Genomic DNA, 17,783 nt, shown 5'->3' with positions numbered 1-17,783 from the left:
CCCCATGGAAGAACTGGCCGCACAGATCTCGAACGAATTCCTCGCCTACCAGTACGACGTGCTGGGGGTGCGGGAGTTCATGGACTCGCCGGACGTCACCGAGATCTGCATCAACCGGCCGGGTGAGCTGTACCTTGAGAGCCGCGGCGCCTGGCGCCGCGTCGAAGTGCCGGCCCTCACGTTCGAGCGGGCGCGCCAGTTCTGCACCGCAGTCGTCAACGAGAGCAACACTGGCCAGCGCATCACTGATACCGATCCGGTCGTGTCCCTGACCTTTCCCACCGGCGAGCGTGCGCAGTTCGTGATACCGCCGGCCTGCGAGGCTGGCAAGGTATCCATCACCATCCGCCTGCCCTCCAAGCAGACGAAGACGCTGGCCCAATATCAGGAAGACGGCTTCTTCGACGAGATCGTGGAAGTCGGCCGCGGCATCGGCGGTGCCGATCGCGAACTGCTCGAACTGCGTACGAGCCGCAACTATGCGGACTTCTTCCGCAAGGCGGTGCTCAACAAGAAGAACATTGTGGTCTCCGGGGCCACCGGCAGCGGCAAGACCACCTTCATGAAGTCGCTGGTGCACCACATCCCCGACAACGAAAGGCTGGTGACGATCGAGGACGCGCGTGAACTGTTCATCGCGCAGCCCAATATCGTGCACCTGCTCTATTCCAAGGGCGGCCAGAGCACGAGCAACGTCACCGCCAAGAGCTGCATGGAGGCCTGCCTGCGCATGAAGCCCGATCGCATCATCCTGGCCGAGCTGCGCGGCGACGAATCGTTCTATTTCATCCGCAACTGCGCCTCGGGCCATCCGGGCTCGATCACCAGCTGCCATGCGGGCAGTACGGAGCAGACCTGGGACCAGCTCGCGCTGATGGTGAAGGCTTCCGCGGAAGGGGCCGGGCTGGAGTTCGCCACCATCAAGCGCCTGCTGATGATGACCATCGACATCGTGGTGCACATCAAGGCACACGCGGGACGCCGTTGTATCACCGGCATCGATTTCGACCCAGGCCGCAGCTTTTCGCAAGCCTGATCCCACCACGCCTGGCTCGCACGAACACAGGAGGCCACGACATGCTTGCCGCAACCGGAATGATGGCTTGCCCCAACCTTGCCGTACCGGTCGAGGTCATGCGCCATGTCGTCGACGTCGAATCGGGCGCGAACCCCTATGCGATCGGCGTGGTCGGCGGCCAGTTGGTGCGCCAGCCGAAGAACCTCGGCGAAGCGCTGGCCACCGTGCACATGCTCGACGCCGCGGGCTACAACTACTCGCTGGGCATCGCCCAGGTGAACCGTGCCAACCTCGGCAAGTACGGCCTGGATTCCTACGAAAAGGCCTTCGAGCCCTGTCCCAACCTCGCTGCCGGTGCGCAGATACTCGCCGCTTGCTACGCCAGCTCGGGCGGCGACTGGGGCAAGGCCTTCAGCTGCTACTACTCGGGCAACTTCACTGCCGGCTACCGCGATGGGTACGTGCAGAAGGTGTACGACTCCATCAACCGCGACTCAGGCCGTTCAACCGCGGCCGATGCCTCGCGCGCCATTCCGCTCGAAACCACGCCGCCGGACACACCCGAAGGAGGCGTCGCGAAGACGGCAAGGCTGACGCCGGACAGCCCTGGTTACCGCGTGGCGATCCGCAGCGTCGCGTTCTACGCGACCGCAACATCCGCGGTTCCCACAAGCGCTGCAGCATCGGATTCGCACCTGGTGTCGCCCCCTCCCGCGGCGCATGGCTCGTCGAAGGTCACTGCGGCGCCGGCCGCGATGACGGCGCCGGCATCGGCTGCTTCCCGGTCGGCGCGCAGCACATCAAGTGCCGTGGCGGCGTCATCTGTCTTCGTGCCCCAGGTGACCGGACCGAACGATCCGCCGTCCCAGCCGATGCCCGACAACCGTGTGGCGCCCGGGCAGACGGCATCCGCGGCTTCCGGTGCCGCAGACGGTTACGCCATCCCCAGCCAGGAGCATCGTGATGCCGCCTTCGTGTTCTGAAACGGTGGAGCAGTCCGCCGCACGCGCGTTCCAGGTTGGCGGACCCGTCGTCCGTGTCGGTGGCCGAACAGCCGCAAACCGGCCCCGAAGTGCTCGAGGCTCCCCGCAATGAATCCGGCTGTGCACCACGCAGCCTCCCCTGAAGTGGCTCATGCCTGACAGCCGCGACATCCACCATCCACCCGAAGGAAATCCAACATGACACCGAACCAGATCGTTACCGAAAGCTTCATCCGCGCCGGCCGCGCACGCCTGGGCATGTTCCTCTACCTGGCCGTGCTCATCGCCCTGGTCATGCCCAGCCTGGCGTTCGGCCAGGACGCCACTGCGACCATCGACACCACATGCAAGTTCGCCACCAACATCAACAAGATCCTCAATGCGATCTCCATCGTGGTGGTCACCATCGCCGTGGTGTTCTCCGGCTACCAGATTGCCTTTGCGCACAAGCGCATCGGCGACGTCGCTCCCGTGCTGATCGGTGCTGTGCTGATCGGCGCAGCCGGCCAGATCGCCAAGATGTTCCTTGCCGGCAGCACCTCGGCCTCCGGCGCCACCGAATGCACGGCGAGCCTGGTCTCGCATGTACTGAGCCACTATGCATAAAAACGCGCTGTTCCGCGGCTGCACCCGCCCGCCCATGTTCATGGGCGTGCCCTACGTGCCCTTCTTCATGGGCGCGGGCGGGTGCCTGCTCCTGGCCATGTACTTCAACCTGTTCTTCCTGCTGCTGATGCCGCCGGTGATCTTCGTGATGCGCCAGATGGCGCGCCGCGACGAGATGATCTTCCGGCTGCTGGGGCTGCGCCTGCAGTTCCGCACCCGGGTGAGAAACCTGCAGGAGCACGACGGGATGTGGGTATTCACGCCCAACAGTTACCGCGGTCAGTCGAAAGCCAAACCGTAAGCCACCGGGGTGCCCCGGCCCGCCGGGGCGCTCACACGGAAGGAAACCATGCCCAAGCCCAGCTTCATTCCCGACACCGCCATCGGCGAATTCGTCCCGCTCTCCACCCATGTCTCGCCCACCGTGCTCAAGACCACAGGCGGCGATTACCTCATGGTGTGGCGCCTGGGCGGGCTGCCTTTCGTGGGGCGCGAGGAATGGGACATCGAGCACCGCCACAACACGTTCAACCGCATGCTGCAGACCCTGCGCGCGCCTGACTTCGTGAACGTGGCCTTCTGGGTGCACGACATACGCCGCCGGCGCCGCCTGAAGGACCGCAGCCGGTTCGCGCAAGCCTTCAACCAGACCATGTCGGACGCCTACTACGAAACCTTGTCCGCACAGAGGCTGATGCAGAACGAGCTGTACCTCACACTGATCTACCGTCCCATCGTCAGCGGCAAGCGCTTCGCGGAAAAGTCCGCCGACCTGGCTCGGCTGGAATCCGAGCAGCAACAGGCCATCGGCACCGTGCTGGAACTGGCCGGCAACGTCGAGGCGGTGCTGAAGGATTACGCGCCCTACCGGCTCGGCATGTACGAGGCCGCCAACGGCGTGGTGTTCTCCGAGCCGCTGGAACTCTACGGCTACCTGCTCAACCGCATCGACGAGCCGGTGCCCGCGCTGCCTGCACCCATCTTCGACTACCTGCCGGTGAGCAAGCATCGCTTCTCGGCCAAGACCGGCGACTTCGTCATCACCACGCCCGATGGAGCGAATCACTTCGGCGCCATCCTCAACATCAAGGAATACACCGACGGCACCTATCCCGGCATCCTCAACGGACTGAAGTACCTGGACTTCGAATACGTCATCACCCACTCCTTCAGTCCGATGGGCCGCCACGACGCGCTCAAGGCGCTGGACCGCACCAAGGGCATGATGATCTCCTCCGGCGACAAGGCCTTCAGCCAGATCGCCGAGATGGATCACGCGATGGACCAGCTCGCCTCCGGCAACTTCGTGCTGGGCGAATACCACTTCACCATTGCGGTCTATGCGCCCAACCAGGGAACGCTCTCCCAGCAGATCGCCGCCACGCGCGCGGAACTCTCCAACGCCGGCTTCGTTTCGGTGAAGGAGGATCTCGCCGTCACCGCATCGTTCTACTCGCAGCTGCCCGGCAACTGGAAGTACCGCACGCGGCTGGCCAACGTCAGCTCGCTGAACTTCCTCGGCCTGTCGCCCCTGCACAACTTCGCCACCGGCAAGAAAGAGAACAATCCCTGGGGCGACTACGTCACCACGCTGCAGACCACCAACGGCCAGCCCTACTACTTCAATTTCCACGCCACCCATCCGGCGGAGAACTCGCTGGGCGAGAAGGCCATCGCCAACACCATGGTCATTGGCAAGTCCGGCACCGGCAAGACCGCGCTGATCAACTTCCTGCTGAGTCAGGTGCAGAAGTACACGCCCACACCCACCATCTTCTTCTTCGACAAGGACCGCGGCGCCGAGATCTTCGTGCGCGCCTGTGGCGGCAACTACCTGGCGCTGGAGAACGGCCAGCCCACCGGCTTCAATCCGTTCCACTGCGAACGCACCGAGGCCAACGTGCAATTCCTTGCCGAGCTCGTCAAGGTGCTGGCCGGCAAGAGCGTCTACAGCTCGCGCGAGGAGGAAGACATCTTCCGCGCCGTCGAAAGCATGCTCGACACGCCCATGCGCCTGCGCAACATGACCAACTTCCAGAAGAGCCTGCCCAACATGGGCGACGATGGCCTGTACGTACGCATGCGCAAATGGACGGCCGGCAACTCGCTGGGCTGGGTGTTCGACAACCCCGTCGACACCATCGACCTGACCCGCGCCAGCATCATCGGCTTCGACTACACCGACATCATCGACAACCCCGAAGTGCGCGTGCCGGTCATCAACTACCTGCTGCACCGACTGGAGGCGCTGATCGACGGCCGCCCGCTGATCTACGTGATGGACGAATTCTGGAAGATCCTCGACGGCAAGGGTGGCCTGAAGGAATTCGCCAAGAACAAGCAGAAGACCATCCGCAAGCAGAACGGCCTCGGCATCTTCGCCACCCAGAGCCCCGAGGACGCGCTGGCCAGCGACATCGCCGCGGCGCTGATCGAGCAGACCGCCACCATGATCCTGCTGCCCAACCCCAACGCCAGTCGCGAGGACTACGTCAACGGTCTCAAGCTCACCGAAGCCGAATACCAGGTGGTGGTGAGCCTGGACGAACGCTCGCGCTGCTTCCTCGTCAAGCAGGGCCATGCCAGCGCGGTCTGCCAGCTCAACCTGCGCGGCATGGACGATGCGCTCTCCGTGATCTCCGCCTCCACCGACAACATCGAGATCATGCATCGGGTGCTACGCGAGCGTGCCACTGCCGTGGGCGTGAACGTGGACGAGCTGCGCCCCGAACAGTGGCTCAGCGATTTCTATGAAAACCGCAAGGGGAGCGGCAAGGCCAGACCAATCCAGCCGACGCGCCCCACCCAACCCGCGCGCACCACCATCCAATCAACCTGACCCAACGCCGAGTGAGGAAAACGCCATGAGCAAGACAATGTCTCGTTCCACCGGGCTCAACGCCGCCCTCGCCATCGGCCTGTCGGCCACCGCAACCCTGTTCGCATCGCCCGTAGCTGCGCAGATTCTGGTTACCGATGGCGCATCGATCACCGCCAACAATGCAGGCTTTGCGGCGCAATTGGCCAAGACTGTCGAGCAATATGCGCAGCAGATTCAGTCATACGCAACACAGGTTCAGCAGTACCAGCAGATGCTCACCAAGGTCATGAACCTTGGCACCAACTTCAGTATCACCCCGAGCGCCCCGTCACAACTCGATGCCAATCAATTGATTCAGGCCAACTGCGGTGGCGGCGGCTCCATCACGAGCAGCGTCCTCAATGGGATGAGTTCGTTGATGGGCCAGTCCCTCACCCAAAGCCAACAGCAGATCTGCGCCGCGATCATCACAGCCCAAGTGGACAAGTACAACCAAACGGTGTTGATGATGCAGCAGATTCAATCAAACATACCGGCAGTGCAAAAAATCGGTGATCTGGCTAGCACCTTCAGCAACATGGGCTCAAGCAGCTCCGCCACGACCCAGATATCAGGTTTCAGCGCCCAGTTGAACACCGAAATGAGCAACTGGCAGGCGCAAATGAATGCCGACGACGCGCTCATCAATTCGCTGCAGCAGGCGCAGGGCATTCTGGCGAAAAAAGCCTTGAACGGCGGCGGCACCCTTCTCGGCAACACCGTGCAGGCCACGGCATTTGCGGCGGCATTCAAGTAAAAGCCTGACACCGGCTCCCACCAACTAAAGCATCACGCGGCTTCGCCAAGGATCACGCGCGTCATGGTCTACTTCGTCCTCATCTACAACTGGCTGCACGACAGGATTGACACCTTCGGTGTCAACCTGATGGGGGCTGTGACTCACTGGATGGCCGCCATCGCCCTGGTTCTGGTAACCCTCTGGATCATGTTCCAGGGCTACCGCGTCCTCACTGGCCAGATGCGCGAGTCGCTGATGGGCATGGTGCTCAATATGGCCCGCGTCGTCGTCATCGTCTCCGTCGCCACCACCGTCGGCGTCTTCGCCCCCAACCTCCACACCCTCGTCACCTCCACCCTCTCCACCGACATCAACCAACTCTTCACCGGCGACGATTCCACCCTCGCCAGTACCATCGATTCCAACCTGGCCAAAACCCAACTGGCCCTCTCCGCCATCGACACCGTGCAGATCCCCCCGGGTGACACCGAAGACACCGCCGCCAAAGCCCGCGCCCAGACCTTTGTCATCTTCGGCACCGCCAGCCCGCCCATGGCCGCCGCCGCCATGCTGTTGCTCTACGACGTCACCCTCGCCCTCATCATCGGCCTCGGGCCGTTGTTCATCATGTGCCTGCTCTTCGAGCAGACCAAGCCACTGTTCCAGAAGTGGCTGATGTACGGCATTGGCACCCTCTTCTCCATGGGCATGCTCGCCTTCATCAGTTCGCTGGTGCTCCAGCTCACCCTGCGGGTGGCCGGGGCCTTGTGGGCTTCCGGCGTCGTCAACAGCATCACCGGACAGAGTGCCGAGGGCTTCACCAACCAAGCCATGCAGCAGGGCGGGCTTGGCCTTCTGATGACCTTGCTGGTCATCACCGTGCCGCCCATGGCCGGCAATTTCTTCTCGGCCACGCTGGGTAACTTCAGCCCCTACAACGTCTTCAGCCGAGCGGGCCAACCGGGAGCGAATGGGCAGCCGGGGATGGGGGGGTATGGGGGTTGGCAGGGTCAGTTGGCGTATCAGCAAGGTAACCAGCCCCATAGTGGCGAACGAAGCTTAGGTGGGTTCAGTAGTAACGCATTGCCAAGTTCAGCTCCCTCCAACAACGCCCTCTTGGGTGGCAGATCGGGCTATACGCAATCCTCTGACATTATCAAAACCCTTACTCCCGGGGGATAACCATGAAAAGACTATTTTTCCTTGCGCTTTTATTGGTCATCACCACAGTTCATGCCCAAGACTGCGCTGGCGGCGGAGTGAACGCCGGCGGTGTATGCGTTCCGCCTGATGTAGCGATGCCAAATAATCAACAACAAGCTCCGCAACCGCATCCTCAGATTTGGGAAAATCATTGGGGAGCAATTTATACAGATACTCCCCAAGGGATTTTGGGCTCTTCTACCAATGCCAGCAGTCAAAATGGCGCCGAACAGGCCGCCTTGGCCGATTGCCGTGCAAAGGGTGGCGTGCAGTGTGAACTCCAAATTTCGTTTAGAAATGGATGTGCTGCCATGGTCATTGGCAGCAAGGCGTTCAATGTCAATTCCGCGGCAACTTTGGATGAGGCCGTCCAGAAGGGAATGACCATGTGCGCCCAAGCGGGCGACAGTTGTCACGTCTACTACTCCACCTGCAGCCTACCAAGTCGTATTCAATAGGCGAAAAATGAAAACACCACTCGCCTCACTCCTCACGCTTTTCATCCTCTGCGCAAGCAATGCATGGGGGCAAAGCTCCGACACTTCGCTGCCATCCAACATCAGCCTCTATGCCAAACCTGGCATCGGCGATGGGCAACTGTGCCTGGTCGGAGCCAAGACAGACGACGACGGTATGAATGAAAAGCCCGTCGCCTATCTCGAAAAATCATCCACCTCCGTGATCTGGCATGCTTCGTTGCCCTTACCCCCCCACACTTATCAGGCACGAGCGACGCACTGTGTCGGCACGCCCACCACACTTTATGTATTGGTGCAGGGCGACACGCAGCCCGAACAATCCTTGTCGCAGACTCTGCTTGAGGTCGTCGCCCTAAACCGCGTAACGGGCGTCGTCGCAGCCACCAAAGCCATCGAACCACCGAACGTCAGTGGTGCCCACACGACATGGGTCGAAGCTGGGAACGGGCATTTTTCGGCACACGGCAACGATTTGATCGTCACTGGTAAATACGCCCTGCTATCCAACCGAGACAACCCACAGGATTTTTCGCTGAAGGTTCCGCAGAGCCTGAAGCCTTGAAGAGGGTCGCACCATGAACGAGAAGGAACGCTTCATCGCCGAGTTATATCCGGCAGCCATCGAAGTCTCCAAGGAAACCGGCATGGCATGGCAAACCATCCTGGCCCAAGCAGCGCAGGAAACCGGCTGGGGGCAACATCAGCTTCCGGGCACCCACAACATCTTCAACATCAAAGCCGACTCCAGTTGGCATGGCCCAAGCCAGACGTTCAGTGTCTGGGAGATCGAAAACGGCCAGAAGGTCTGGAAGGATCAGCCCTTCCGCGTGTATGGATCCTACGAGGAAGCCTTGCGGGATCGAGTCGAGTTCCTGCGCGACAGCCCGCGCTATGCCAAGGCAGATCTGTTCGATGAAGGCACCAAGGGCAATCTTGAAAAAGAAGCCGTCGCTTTGCAGCGAGCGGGCTATGCCACCGACCCGCATTACGCCGAGGGCTTGGTGCGCGTGTTCAACAGCGCGACCATGCAGCACGCCATCAAGGAGGCGCAAACGCTGGAGACATCCAGTCACCATGCTCCGAACGTCCATCCACGGCACGCCGTTTATCCGCATCAACAAGCAAGCCTTGCCGAAGGCACCCACGGCCCCGCCGTCGCCTCCCTGCAAGCCGATCTCGCCAAGCTCGGCTACAGCGACGTTCGCAACCACCCGCTCAAAGCCGACGGCGAATTCGGCATCCGTACCCGCCGTGCCGTGGAACACTTCCAGCACGACCATCACCTCACCGTAGACGGCAAGGTCGGCCCACTGACCCTGCAGGCCATGCATACGGCTCTGCAGCAGCACACTACCGTCCATGCCCTGAGCAACTCCAGAAATTCCGACCACGCCCTGTTCGAGCAGGCACTGGCCGGCGTGCGCGCTCTCAATGCTCACGGCCATGCCACCGAGCAGCAGCAACGCAACCTGGCCGCCGCGCTGGTCGTCGAAGCCAAGCATGAAGGCTTGACGCGCATCGACCAGGTCGCCTTCGGCAACGATGGCAGCCGGGTCTACATCGCCCAGCACCCGACGTCACCGATGGAACAGGCGAAGTTCGGTTCCGTCGACACGGCGACTGCTCTGCATACGCCGCTGGGCCAGAGCTCCGCGACGGCGGCGTCCATGCCTGCACCACCCCGGGCCCCGCCCACTGTCACGCAGCCATCCCAGCCCGGCCAAGTGAACACCATCGCCATTTAAGCCCGAATTGCCATGCGTTCATGCATCGTCACTCGCATGACCGCAACCCCGCTACCGAGACCGGCGCGGTGGCCGATTGCATCCGGCGCACCCGAACCGAATCCTGCACTTGCCTGATCCGCCTTTCCACATCCCCTTCATCAGCACAAGGAGTCGAGCCATGAAGCCGCGCCCCCTACTCACCGCCCTCGCGATCAGCGCCACCGGACTGGCCATGGGTGGTGCACATGCCCAAGGCGCCGATCCCTGCACGGTCTACACCTGCATGGCGGGCATCTCCGGCGTCGGCACCTCGGGTGGGCCGGCCTGCGCTGCGCCCATCGCCGCCTTCCACGCCATCCAGGTGTGGGACCCGGAGTTCGACAGTGGAGCCACTGCGGCTGAACGCAGGCAGTTCCTCATGACGTGCCCGGGGGCTCAGGCTGGTGCCAATCTCGCCATCCTCAACGCCATCATCGCGCAGTGGGGCTATATCCCCTGAAGGGGCTCCCATTTGCCCAAATGCTCAACGAGGCATTGAAGAATGCGCCATGGAAAGTTGATTTTTGCGGTGACGCTGCTCGTGACCGCCCTGCTAGGTGGCCTCTACTTCGCCGGATGGCTCACGGCTTGGCTGCTCGGCCTGAAAGGTTCGTCCCCAACCTGGAACACCTGGTGGCAATACCACCAGGCCGCCAGCCTGCCGCAGTACGTGCCTTATGCCGGCAAGATCAGCCTGGCCGGCTGGCTCGGCTTTGGCTTACCTCTGCTCGCGGGGCTAATCGCGTTGATCCCGCTATTCAGACACAAGGCCGAATCCCTGCACGGTGATGCCCGTTTCGCCGGCCTGTCCGACCTGCGCAAGGCCGGCCTGCTGACGCAGAGTCCGCAAGGCATCCTCGTGGGCAAGTACAAGGAACGCTACCTGTGGCTGAACGGCGCCCAGCACGCCATCGCCATTTCCCCTACCCGCTCCGGCAAAACCACCAGCATCGCGATCCCCGTGCTGCTTTCCTATGCCCAGTCGATGGTGGTGCTCGACCTCAAGGGCGAGTTGTTCAAGGCCACCAGCGGCTGGCGTGAAGCACAAGGACACACCATCCGCGTATGGGCACCTTACGACGATGCAGGTAACACCCACCGTTTCAACCCGATGTCCCTCATGGCCGGGATGGATCCCGGCAAGCGCCTCGGCGAGATCCAGACCATGGCGGCCATCCTGTATCCGGACGAGACTGGCAAGGACCCCTTCTGGACCAGCCAATCGCGTGCTGCCTTCGCCGCCTTTGTCTCCTTCATGTTCGAAGTCTGGGATGCGCAGGTACTGGCCCAGCAGCTTGCCGGCGCTCCGGCGTCGATGCGACTTGACCCGGATACGTCGCCGCTGTTCCCCAGCTTCGAGCGCGTCCTGCGTCTCTCCAGCGGCGCGGGCGGCAAGAGCATCAAGGAGACGCTGCAGCAGATACTCGTCGACCCCACCTATGCCTGCGCCAGCCCGCAAACCCGCACAGTATTCGGCAATCTACTTGGGTTGGCCGAACAGACCTTCTCTTCGGTCATCGCCACCATGCAGGCGCCGTTGCAGCAGTTCCTTAGCCCGATCCTTGCCGCCGCCACCAACGCCACGGATTTCGACGTAACCGCGCTGCGCAAGCGCCCCACCACCCTCTACGTCATCATCCCGACCAGCAAGCTGGACGAGAGCAGCAAGCTGCTGAACATCTTCTTCAGCACCGTGATCGGCGCCAACCTCGACAAGCAGCTCGGTGAGGAGCCCGACCTCAAGTATCAGCTGCTGATGCTGATGGACGAGTTCACCGCCATGGGACGGGTGGATGTGTGGGCCAAGCGCATCTCGATTTCCGCCAGCTACGGCGTGCGCGACCTGTGCATCGTGCAGAGCCGGTCGCAGCTGCGCTCGGCCTACGGTGACCACGACGCACAGAACTTCATCACCAACCATGGCGCGCAGATCGTATTCGCTCCGCGCGAGCAGGCCGACGCCAACGAATACAGCGAGATGCTCGGCTACAAGACTGTGCGCAAGAAACAACGCAGCCAAAGTCGCGGTAGCGGCTCCAACCAGACATCGATCAGCTACAGCGAAGAAAAACGCGCCCTGTTCCTGCCACAGGAGATCAAGGAGCTTCCGCAGGACGAGGAAATCATCTTTTACGAGGGCTGCAAACCCATCCGGGCGCGCAAGAACTGGTTCTTCAAGGACAAACTGCTCAAGGAGCGAGCCGGCGTGGCGCCGGCAAGGATCAAGGCAACGCCGCGGGACTCCACATCCACAGTGACCACCGGAAGGAGCGTCATCCGCCCCCAACACGAACAGACCGCGGCGTGGTTGGCGCAATAGGGAGCCACGATTTGCGGCTGTCCGGTGACCCTTGAAGATTCCAGCGAAGCCGATCTTTGCACCCGACAACGGATCATTCCAATTTCGAGGAATCACATGCACCACGGCCCCCAATATCCCACCACGCTTGCGCCCTCACCATGAAGACCCGCACCGCCCTGCTCCTCGCCCTGACCTCGATCACAGGATGTTCAATGACACACGGCGATCCCAACCATCCCAGAAAGAACCCGCACCCCGTCAAACTCTATGAAGTCATCGCTACGGCTGAGGCGCCGGGACCATGGGATTCGGTGAAGGGGTACGTTGCCTACGAAGTCAGCAATCGTAGGTGCGTACCACGAGGCTCATTTACCGGCAGTCAGAACGTGCCGAATGTCGCTTTCGATTTCAAAATGACGCGCGTGGACGAAAAAACATGGAAAGGCTATTTTTACGGCGACCTATTGCAGGATGAAGATTATTTCGGACTGGGTGCTTGCCATTGGCATGTAACTCAGGCATCTCCCGTCTTCTCCATACATGGGAAAAGTTTTGTTCTAAGCTCAAGTATGGAAGACGTCAATCCATATACCGAATACTTCAAAAAAAGCGACTTCCTGGATCAATCAGGAAAAGACGACGGGTATGGAACTACGCTCAATGACCCTGAAATCGCCAAGCACCCGGATGCCTTCTTTCCGGTCACAGCAACTGTCAAGGAGGTCACGCCGTGAACTCCCGCACCGAGGTATCCGCAGCTGCCGCCAGCGACTCCTATGTCAATCGCTCACAAGACCAAGTGGATTATAAAACTGTCCATCTTGGCGACTGGAAGTATCAGGTGTTCGGCTACAAAGTCGACTCAGTAACAGGCTTCCATGCCACGGCGTACAGAGAAGTGGCCCCGCCTCATAGCATCATCATCGCCTATCGAGGCACCGACCCTGCCATAACCGACATCACGGGCCACACCCTAACCACAATCCAGGACATTGCTGTCGATGCCGCGATGGTGCGGGACCACATCAACCCCCAGGAATCTGCGGCGAGTGCTTTCACCCAAGAGATGATCGACAAGGCAAAAAGAAACGGCATCTCCAAGGACCAGATCACCGTAGCCGGCCACTCACTGGGTGGCACCTTGGCGGAGATCGAAGCGTCGAAGTACGGGTTGGGCGGAGCAACTTTCAACGCCTATGGTGCGGCGAGTCTGGGGTACGGTGTGCCGGAAGGCGGCGGCAAGGTCACTGATTACGTGATGGCCGGCGACGTGGTCAGCGCCGCCAGCCGCCACCACGGCCGCGTGGTGACGCTCGCCAGCCCGGAAGACCTCAGCAACATGCAGGCAGGTCGCTATCTGGATGCTCCGATGGGAGCGCAGCCACCCAACCCGTTCCTCGCCATGAGCCTGGGCGACCACAGCATCCAGCACTTCGTCGGCTCCGGCAGCGTGCTGAAGCCCGAGATACTCACCCAATATGAGAAGAACTACCTGGACAACAAGGCCGCCATCGACGCCTACCGCAACGACGTCTACCGCGAGCGCGAGGAGTTGTCCAAAGCGCTGCGCCAGGCCCAAAGCAGCGACAGGCGCGCGCAGCTGCCGCCAGACATCCAGGCGCAGCTGGACGAGTACCTGACGGTGAACGTGGACCCCGTCGTCGGGAAACAGGTCACGCAAAACAGCGCCGTGCTGGGTGCCGAGCACGGGCTGCAGACGGGCGCCGACACCCTGCGCACGGGCGGCCAGTACGTGCAGTCCCAGTACGAGCGCGTGGCAGCGGCGGCCCATGCGGCAAACCGGATCATGGGCCCGGCCAACCCTGCCGCGGCTCTGGCCGGCGCGGTCGTCGGCGAAGCCGCACACCTCGACGGGCAGGCGGCCAGTGCCTTGGGCGGCTTTGCCGCGGACAGCCTGCACGCGGCCAGACGGACGATCGAACGCGGCGCCCACGATGCAGCGCAAACTCTCAACGCAGCCATCCATGGCCCTGGCGTCCAAGCAGCTGCCATTCACCTCGTCAATGGCACCGTCGACGCGTACCGGACCGTCGAAAGCATTGGGCACGCCACCGCGCAAGCCATCGATCGCGCAGGGCAGGCCGTGTCGCACGGCATCGATGCCACCATGCACTCCGCCACGCAAGCCTATGACGACACCCGGCAAGCCGCGTCGCACAGCGCCGTCGCCATCGGCCACGCTGCCCGGCGCGCCGGAGAAAAGCTCCACGACCTCGCCGAGCAAGCGGGCACAGCCTATGCCGAGAGCATGACACTGCGCGGCCAAGCCATGTCCGCGGCGACCGATGCCCTGTTGCACCGACCGCCTGCAGACACGCACAAGAAGGCCATCGCACCGGACCAAGACGATCCTCGTCATCCCGATAGCCCCCTGCACGGCTTGTACAACGAACTGCACCGGCGCGTTCCCGATGCCGGCGAGCGCCGTCTGCTGCAGTTCACGGCGGCCTGCCATGCGCATAGCATCGGCGCCCACAACCTCGGCACCATTCGCCTGGACGAAGCGAATGCGATCATGCACTTCTGCGGCAACGACATCTGGGCTCAGCCCGTCAGCGTAAACTTCAGCCAGCCCTCGCCGCCACCGGAGCAGTCCATCCAGCGCATCCAGCAGCGCGACCTGCAGCAGGCGCAAGTGACGGAGCAGATCCCCGCCATGAGCCAGGCGCAGGTGCAACAAGGACCGGTACCGGGCAGCCTGGCGTTCTGATCGCTCTCTGGCGGGAGAATCCGCAGTCGGCGCTAAACTTGCCCGATGCCACTCCCCGCCGCCTTGCTGAGCCTGCTGCAAGAGATCTTCCCGCCCGGTGCGCTCTCCACTGCCGAGGCCGAGCGCCGCGCCCACGCCTACGACAATTCGCGACTCAACGCGCTGCCCGACGCGGTGGTGTTCCCCACGGAACATGCGCAGGTCGAGGCACTGGTGCGGGCCTGCCGTAGCCACCGCGTGCCGCTCACTGCGCGCGGCGGAGGCACCAGCTCCACCGGCGCGTCGGTGCCGCTGCAGGGCGGCGTGGTGGCGAACTTCCAGCGCATGAGCCGCATCCTGCGCATCGATCCGGACGACCGCCTCGCCGTGGTGGAGCCGGGCGTGACGAACGAGGCGCTGCAGCAGGCGCTGGCGCCGCACGGATTTTTCTGGGCTCCCGATCCGGGTTCGGCGCCATGGTGCACGGTGGGCGGCAACCTCGCATGCAACGCCTCCGGTCCGCACGCGGTGAAATACGGCTCGACGCGCGACAACGTGCTGGGTCTCGCCGCCGTGGCCGGCACCGGCGAGAGCTTCCGCTGCGGCACGCAGACCACCAAGAGCGCGATCGGCTACGACCTCACCCGGCTGCTGGTCGGTTCGGAAGGCACGCTCGCGATCATCACCGAAGCCACGCTCAAGCTCACGCCGAAACCCGCCGGCCTGCGCACGCTACGCGCGACCTACCGCGATGCCGGCAGTGCCGCGAAGGCGGTGGCGCGCATCATGGCGCAGCCGGCCACGCCCTGCGCGCTGGAGTTCATGGACGCGCTGGCATTGAAGCTCGCCCGTGAGCACTCGCCCGAGGCCGGCGTACCCGAGGCGGAGGCGCTGCTGATGATCGAGCTGGACGGCGCGCCGGATGCGCTGGACGCCGCTACTGCCGCCGTCGAGGCCGCCGCGAGGGTGGATGGCCTGGTGCAACTGGAGGTGGCGCGCGACGAGGCGCACACCCGTGCGCTGTGGGCCGCCCGCAAGGCGCTCTCCTTCGCGCAGCGCGCGGTCACCCAGCACAAGATCAACGAGGACGTGGTGGTGCCGGTGAGCCGGCTGCCCGGGCTGATCGATGCCGTGCATGCGCTGGCGGAGAAGCATGCCGTGCCCATCGTCAGCTTCGGCCACGCCGGCAACGGCAACCTGCACGTGAACCTGCTGCCGCGCGACGTGGACGAGATCGAGCGCGCCTACGCCGCGCTGCCCGAGTTGTTCGCGCGGGTGCTCGCGCTGGGCGGCACCCTCTCGGGCGAACACGGCATCGGCGCGGTGAAGCGCGAATTCATGCCGCTGGCGGTGTCCGACGCGACGCTTGCGCTGATGCGCGGCGTCAAGGCCGCGTTCGACCCGGACGGCATCCTCAACCCGGGCAAGCTGCTGCCGTGAGCGGCGGGATGCGGGATGTCGAGTTGCGGGACACGCGAAAGCGATAGCGAGAGCGGTTGCAGATGGCAAACGAGAGAAGCACAGACGAGCCTGGGCAGCAGCACAGCCTGGATGCCCTGTTGGCGGAGATCCGCTGCGGCCATGTCTGCGCGATGCAGCAGCCGCCGGGGCGGCGGCCGGTACTGCAGGCGTCCACGCGCTCGCGCCTGCTGATCGTCAGCCAGGCACCGGGGCGCAAGGTGGAGGAGAGCGGCATCCCGTTCGACGACGTCAGCGGCGAGCGCCTGCGCGACTGGCTGCGGATCGACCGCGCCACGTTCTACGACGCCGATCGCGTGGCGATCGTGCCGATGGATTTCTGCTACCCGGGCAAGGGCAAGAGCGGCGATCTGCCGCCACGGCCGGCATGCGCGGCAATCTGGCATCCGCGCCTGTTCCCGTTGCTCGGCCGGGTGCAACTGACCCTCGCCATCGGACAGTATGCACAGGTGGGCATGCTCGGTGACGCGCGCGATGCCACGCTCACCGACACCGTGCGCAACTGGCGCACGCACCTCGCCCGCGGCGTGCTGCCGCTGCCGCACCCCAGTCCGCGCAACCGGCCGTGGGTGCTGCACAACCCGTGGTTCGAGGCCGAGCTGCTGCCGGAACTGCGCCGGCTCGCAGCCGAAGCTTTGCATTAGGGAAACCGCACGCCCGCCGTTGCACATCCCACATCGAACGCAGCGGGCCATCGACCGGATGAGACACACCGCCAGGTGATTGCGGCGGATTGCCGCATGTGGTCGCTGCACGGGCCGATGCCCGACGCGCCGAGGCACCGTCAAGGCACCGCGGCAAGCACGTGCTCACGCAAGAAATGGCGCGCCTCAATACCGTCGCATGCCGCGCGGAGCCCACCATCGACGCTTTCCGCTCCGACGGAAATGCATGTTCTTTCGGTTTTGCGGACACCGATCGCGACGCCGCCGACGGTGGTGACGCATTTCGTGGCAGGGTTCGTCGGCTAGTGCGCCCGGCCTTGCGCAACCCGAACTTGACTCACATCAAAGGGCGGTCCGGACGGCGGCGTAGCGTTTGCATCGTCGCCCGATACCTGATCTGGAGAAGCCTCATGAAACTGAGAATTTTCGCCCTGCTGCTGCTTGGCCTGGCTGCCGCCCCGACGTGGGCCGCCACCTGTTCGACCACCGTCACCGGCAACGACGCCCTGCGCTTCAACAAATCGACGATTACTGTCCCCAAGGCCTGCACCACGTTCACCGTGACATTGAAGAACGTGGGCAGCATGCCGCGCTCCGTGATGGGTCACAACGTGGTGATCGCTCCGACTGCCGATGAGCAGGCCGTCGTCAACGATGGTGCCACCGCCGGCATCGATCATGACTACGTGAAACCGAACGATGCCGACGTGGTGGCCTACACCAAGCTGATCGGCGGCGGCGAGGAAGCCTCCACCACCTTCAAGGTCTCGGCGCTCAAGCCCGGCGTTCCCTATGCCTTCTTCTGCACCTGCCCTGGCCATGCATCGCTCATGAACGGCGCGATCGAGCTGAAGTAGGGAGAACCGCAGCAACCAGCCAGCCACGCCGCATACCGCACGGCATGCGGACCCGGTACCGAGAGACGCCATCTGCGATGGCGTCTCTTGCGTTTCCACCCTCTGAAATCCACACG

Annotated in this window: 17 protein-coding genes; all 17 read left to right on the top strand. The window is 63.2% G+C overall.

The window, feature by feature from the left end; translation table 11 throughout:
* Nucleotides 1-4: 4 nt before the first annotated feature.
* The gene (gene virB11 / locus ACQGNW_RS06670) at nucleotides 5-1,036 is read left to right on the top strand and encodes a P-type DNA transfer ATPase VirB11 (RefSeq protein WP_426662357.1); all 1,032 of its coding nucleotides are present in this window, start codon (nucleotides 5-7) and stop codon (nucleotides 1,034-1,036) included.
* Between the two features lie 41 nt (nucleotides 1,037-1,077).
* Nucleotides 1,078-2,001, top strand: a complete 924-nt coding sequence (locus tag ACQGNW_RS06665; protein ID WP_426662356.1) for a lytic transglycosylase domain-containing protein — start codon at nucleotides 1,078-1,080, stop codon at nucleotides 1,999-2,001.
* A gap of 198 nt (nucleotides 2,002-2,199) precedes the next feature.
* Complete coding sequence (locus ACQGNW_RS06660; RefSeq protein ID WP_426662355.1) at nucleotides 2,200-2,607, top strand: TrbC/VirB2 family protein; 408 nt, start codon at nucleotides 2,200-2,202, stop codon at nucleotides 2,605-2,607.
* Nucleotides 2,600-2,908: a VirB3 family type IV secretion system protein gene (locus tag ACQGNW_RS06655; RefSeq protein WP_426662354.1), complete on the top strand. Its 309-nt coding sequence runs from the start codon at nucleotides 2,600-2,602 to the stop codon at nucleotides 2,906-2,908. Before ACQGNW_RS06660 ends, ACQGNW_RS06655 begins: the two co-directional genes overlap by 8 nt.
* A gap of 48 nt (nucleotides 2,909-2,956) precedes the next feature.
* Nucleotides 2,957-5,446: a VirB4 family type IV secretion/conjugal transfer ATPase gene (locus ACQGNW_RS06650; protein ID WP_426662353.1), complete on the top strand. Its 2,490-nt coding sequence runs from the start codon at nucleotides 2,957-2,959 to the stop codon at nucleotides 5,444-5,446.
* Between the two features lie 25 nt (nucleotides 5,447-5,471).
* Nucleotides 5,472-6,224 carry a TrbJ/VirB5 family protein gene (locus ACQGNW_RS06645; protein ID WP_426662352.1) on the top strand — a complete coding sequence of 251 codons (753 nt, stop codon included), beginning with the start codon at nucleotides 5,472-5,474 and terminating at the stop codon, nucleotides 6,222-6,224.
* 63 nt (nucleotides 6,225-6,287) lie between these two features.
* Nucleotides 6,288-7,388, top strand: coding sequence for a TrbL/VirB6 family protein (locus ACQGNW_RS06640; protein ID WP_426662351.1), 1,101 nt, complete (start codon nucleotides 6,288-6,290; stop codon nucleotides 7,386-7,388).
* Nucleotides 7,389-7,390: 2 nt separating this feature from the next.
* Nucleotides 7,391-7,867, top strand: coding sequence for a DUF4189 domain-containing protein (locus ACQGNW_RS06635; RefSeq protein WP_426662350.1), 477 nt, complete (start codon nucleotides 7,391-7,393; stop codon nucleotides 7,865-7,867).
* 7 nt (nucleotides 7,868-7,874) lie between these two features.
* Nucleotides 7,875-8,450: a hypothetical protein gene (locus tag ACQGNW_RS06630; protein ID WP_426662349.1), complete on the top strand. Its 576-nt coding sequence runs from the start codon at nucleotides 7,875-7,877 to the stop codon at nucleotides 8,448-8,450.
* A gap of 13 nt (nucleotides 8,451-8,463) precedes the next feature.
* Complete coding sequence (locus ACQGNW_RS06625) at nucleotides 8,464-9,633, top strand: glucosaminidase domain-containing protein (RefSeq protein ID WP_426662348.1); 1,170 nt, start codon at nucleotides 8,464-8,466, stop codon at nucleotides 9,631-9,633.
* Nucleotides 9,634-9,793: 160 nt separating this feature from the next.
* Nucleotides 9,794-10,114, top strand: a complete 321-nt coding sequence (locus ACQGNW_RS06620) for a hypothetical protein (protein ID WP_426662347.1) — start codon at nucleotides 9,794-9,796, stop codon at nucleotides 10,112-10,114.
* Between the two features lie 42 nt (nucleotides 10,115-10,156).
* Complete coding sequence (locus ACQGNW_RS06615; RefSeq protein ID WP_426662346.1) at nucleotides 10,157-11,974, top strand: type IV secretory system conjugative DNA transfer family protein; 1,818 nt, start codon at nucleotides 10,157-10,159, stop codon at nucleotides 11,972-11,974.
* Nucleotides 11,975-12,114: 140 nt separating this feature from the next.
* A complete protein-coding gene (locus ACQGNW_RS06610) occupies nucleotides 12,115-12,690 on the top strand; it encodes a hypothetical protein (protein WP_426662345.1) in 576 nt (191 codons plus the stop codon).
* Nucleotides 12,687-14,687 carry a Tle-like phospholipase domain-containing protein gene (locus ACQGNW_RS06605; protein ID WP_426662344.1) on the top strand — a complete coding sequence of 667 codons (2,001 nt, stop codon included), beginning with the start codon at nucleotides 12,687-12,689 and terminating at the stop codon, nucleotides 14,685-14,687. Before ACQGNW_RS06610 ends, ACQGNW_RS06605 begins: the two co-directional genes overlap by 4 nt.
* Nucleotides 14,688-14,732: 45 nt before the next feature.
* Entirely contained in the window at nucleotides 14,733-16,106 is a 1,374-nt protein-coding gene (locus ACQGNW_RS06600) for an FAD-binding oxidoreductase (RefSeq protein WP_426662343.1), read from the top strand.
* A gap of 62 nt (nucleotides 16,107-16,168) precedes the next feature.
* Nucleotides 16,169-16,789 (top strand): uracil-DNA glycosylase family protein, encoded by a 621-nt coding sequence (locus ACQGNW_RS06595; RefSeq protein WP_426662342.1) that lies wholly within the window; start codon nucleotides 16,169-16,171, stop codon nucleotides 16,787-16,789.
* 161 nt (nucleotides 16,790-16,950) lie between these two features.
* Nucleotides 16,951-17,667: an azurin gene (azu, locus tag ACQGNW_RS06590; protein WP_426662341.1), complete on the top strand. Its 717-nt coding sequence runs from the start codon at nucleotides 16,951-16,953 to the stop codon at nucleotides 17,665-17,667.
* The last annotated feature ends 116 nt before the right edge of the window (nucleotides 17,668-17,783 follow it).

It is taken from the genome of Rhodanobacter aciditrophus (genome assembly GCF_050026795.1).
Lineage (GTDB): Bacteria > Pseudomonadota > Gammaproteobacteria > Xanthomonadales > Rhodanobacteraceae > Rhodanobacter_A.
This window is presented reverse-complemented; position numbering and strand designations above follow the sequence as displayed.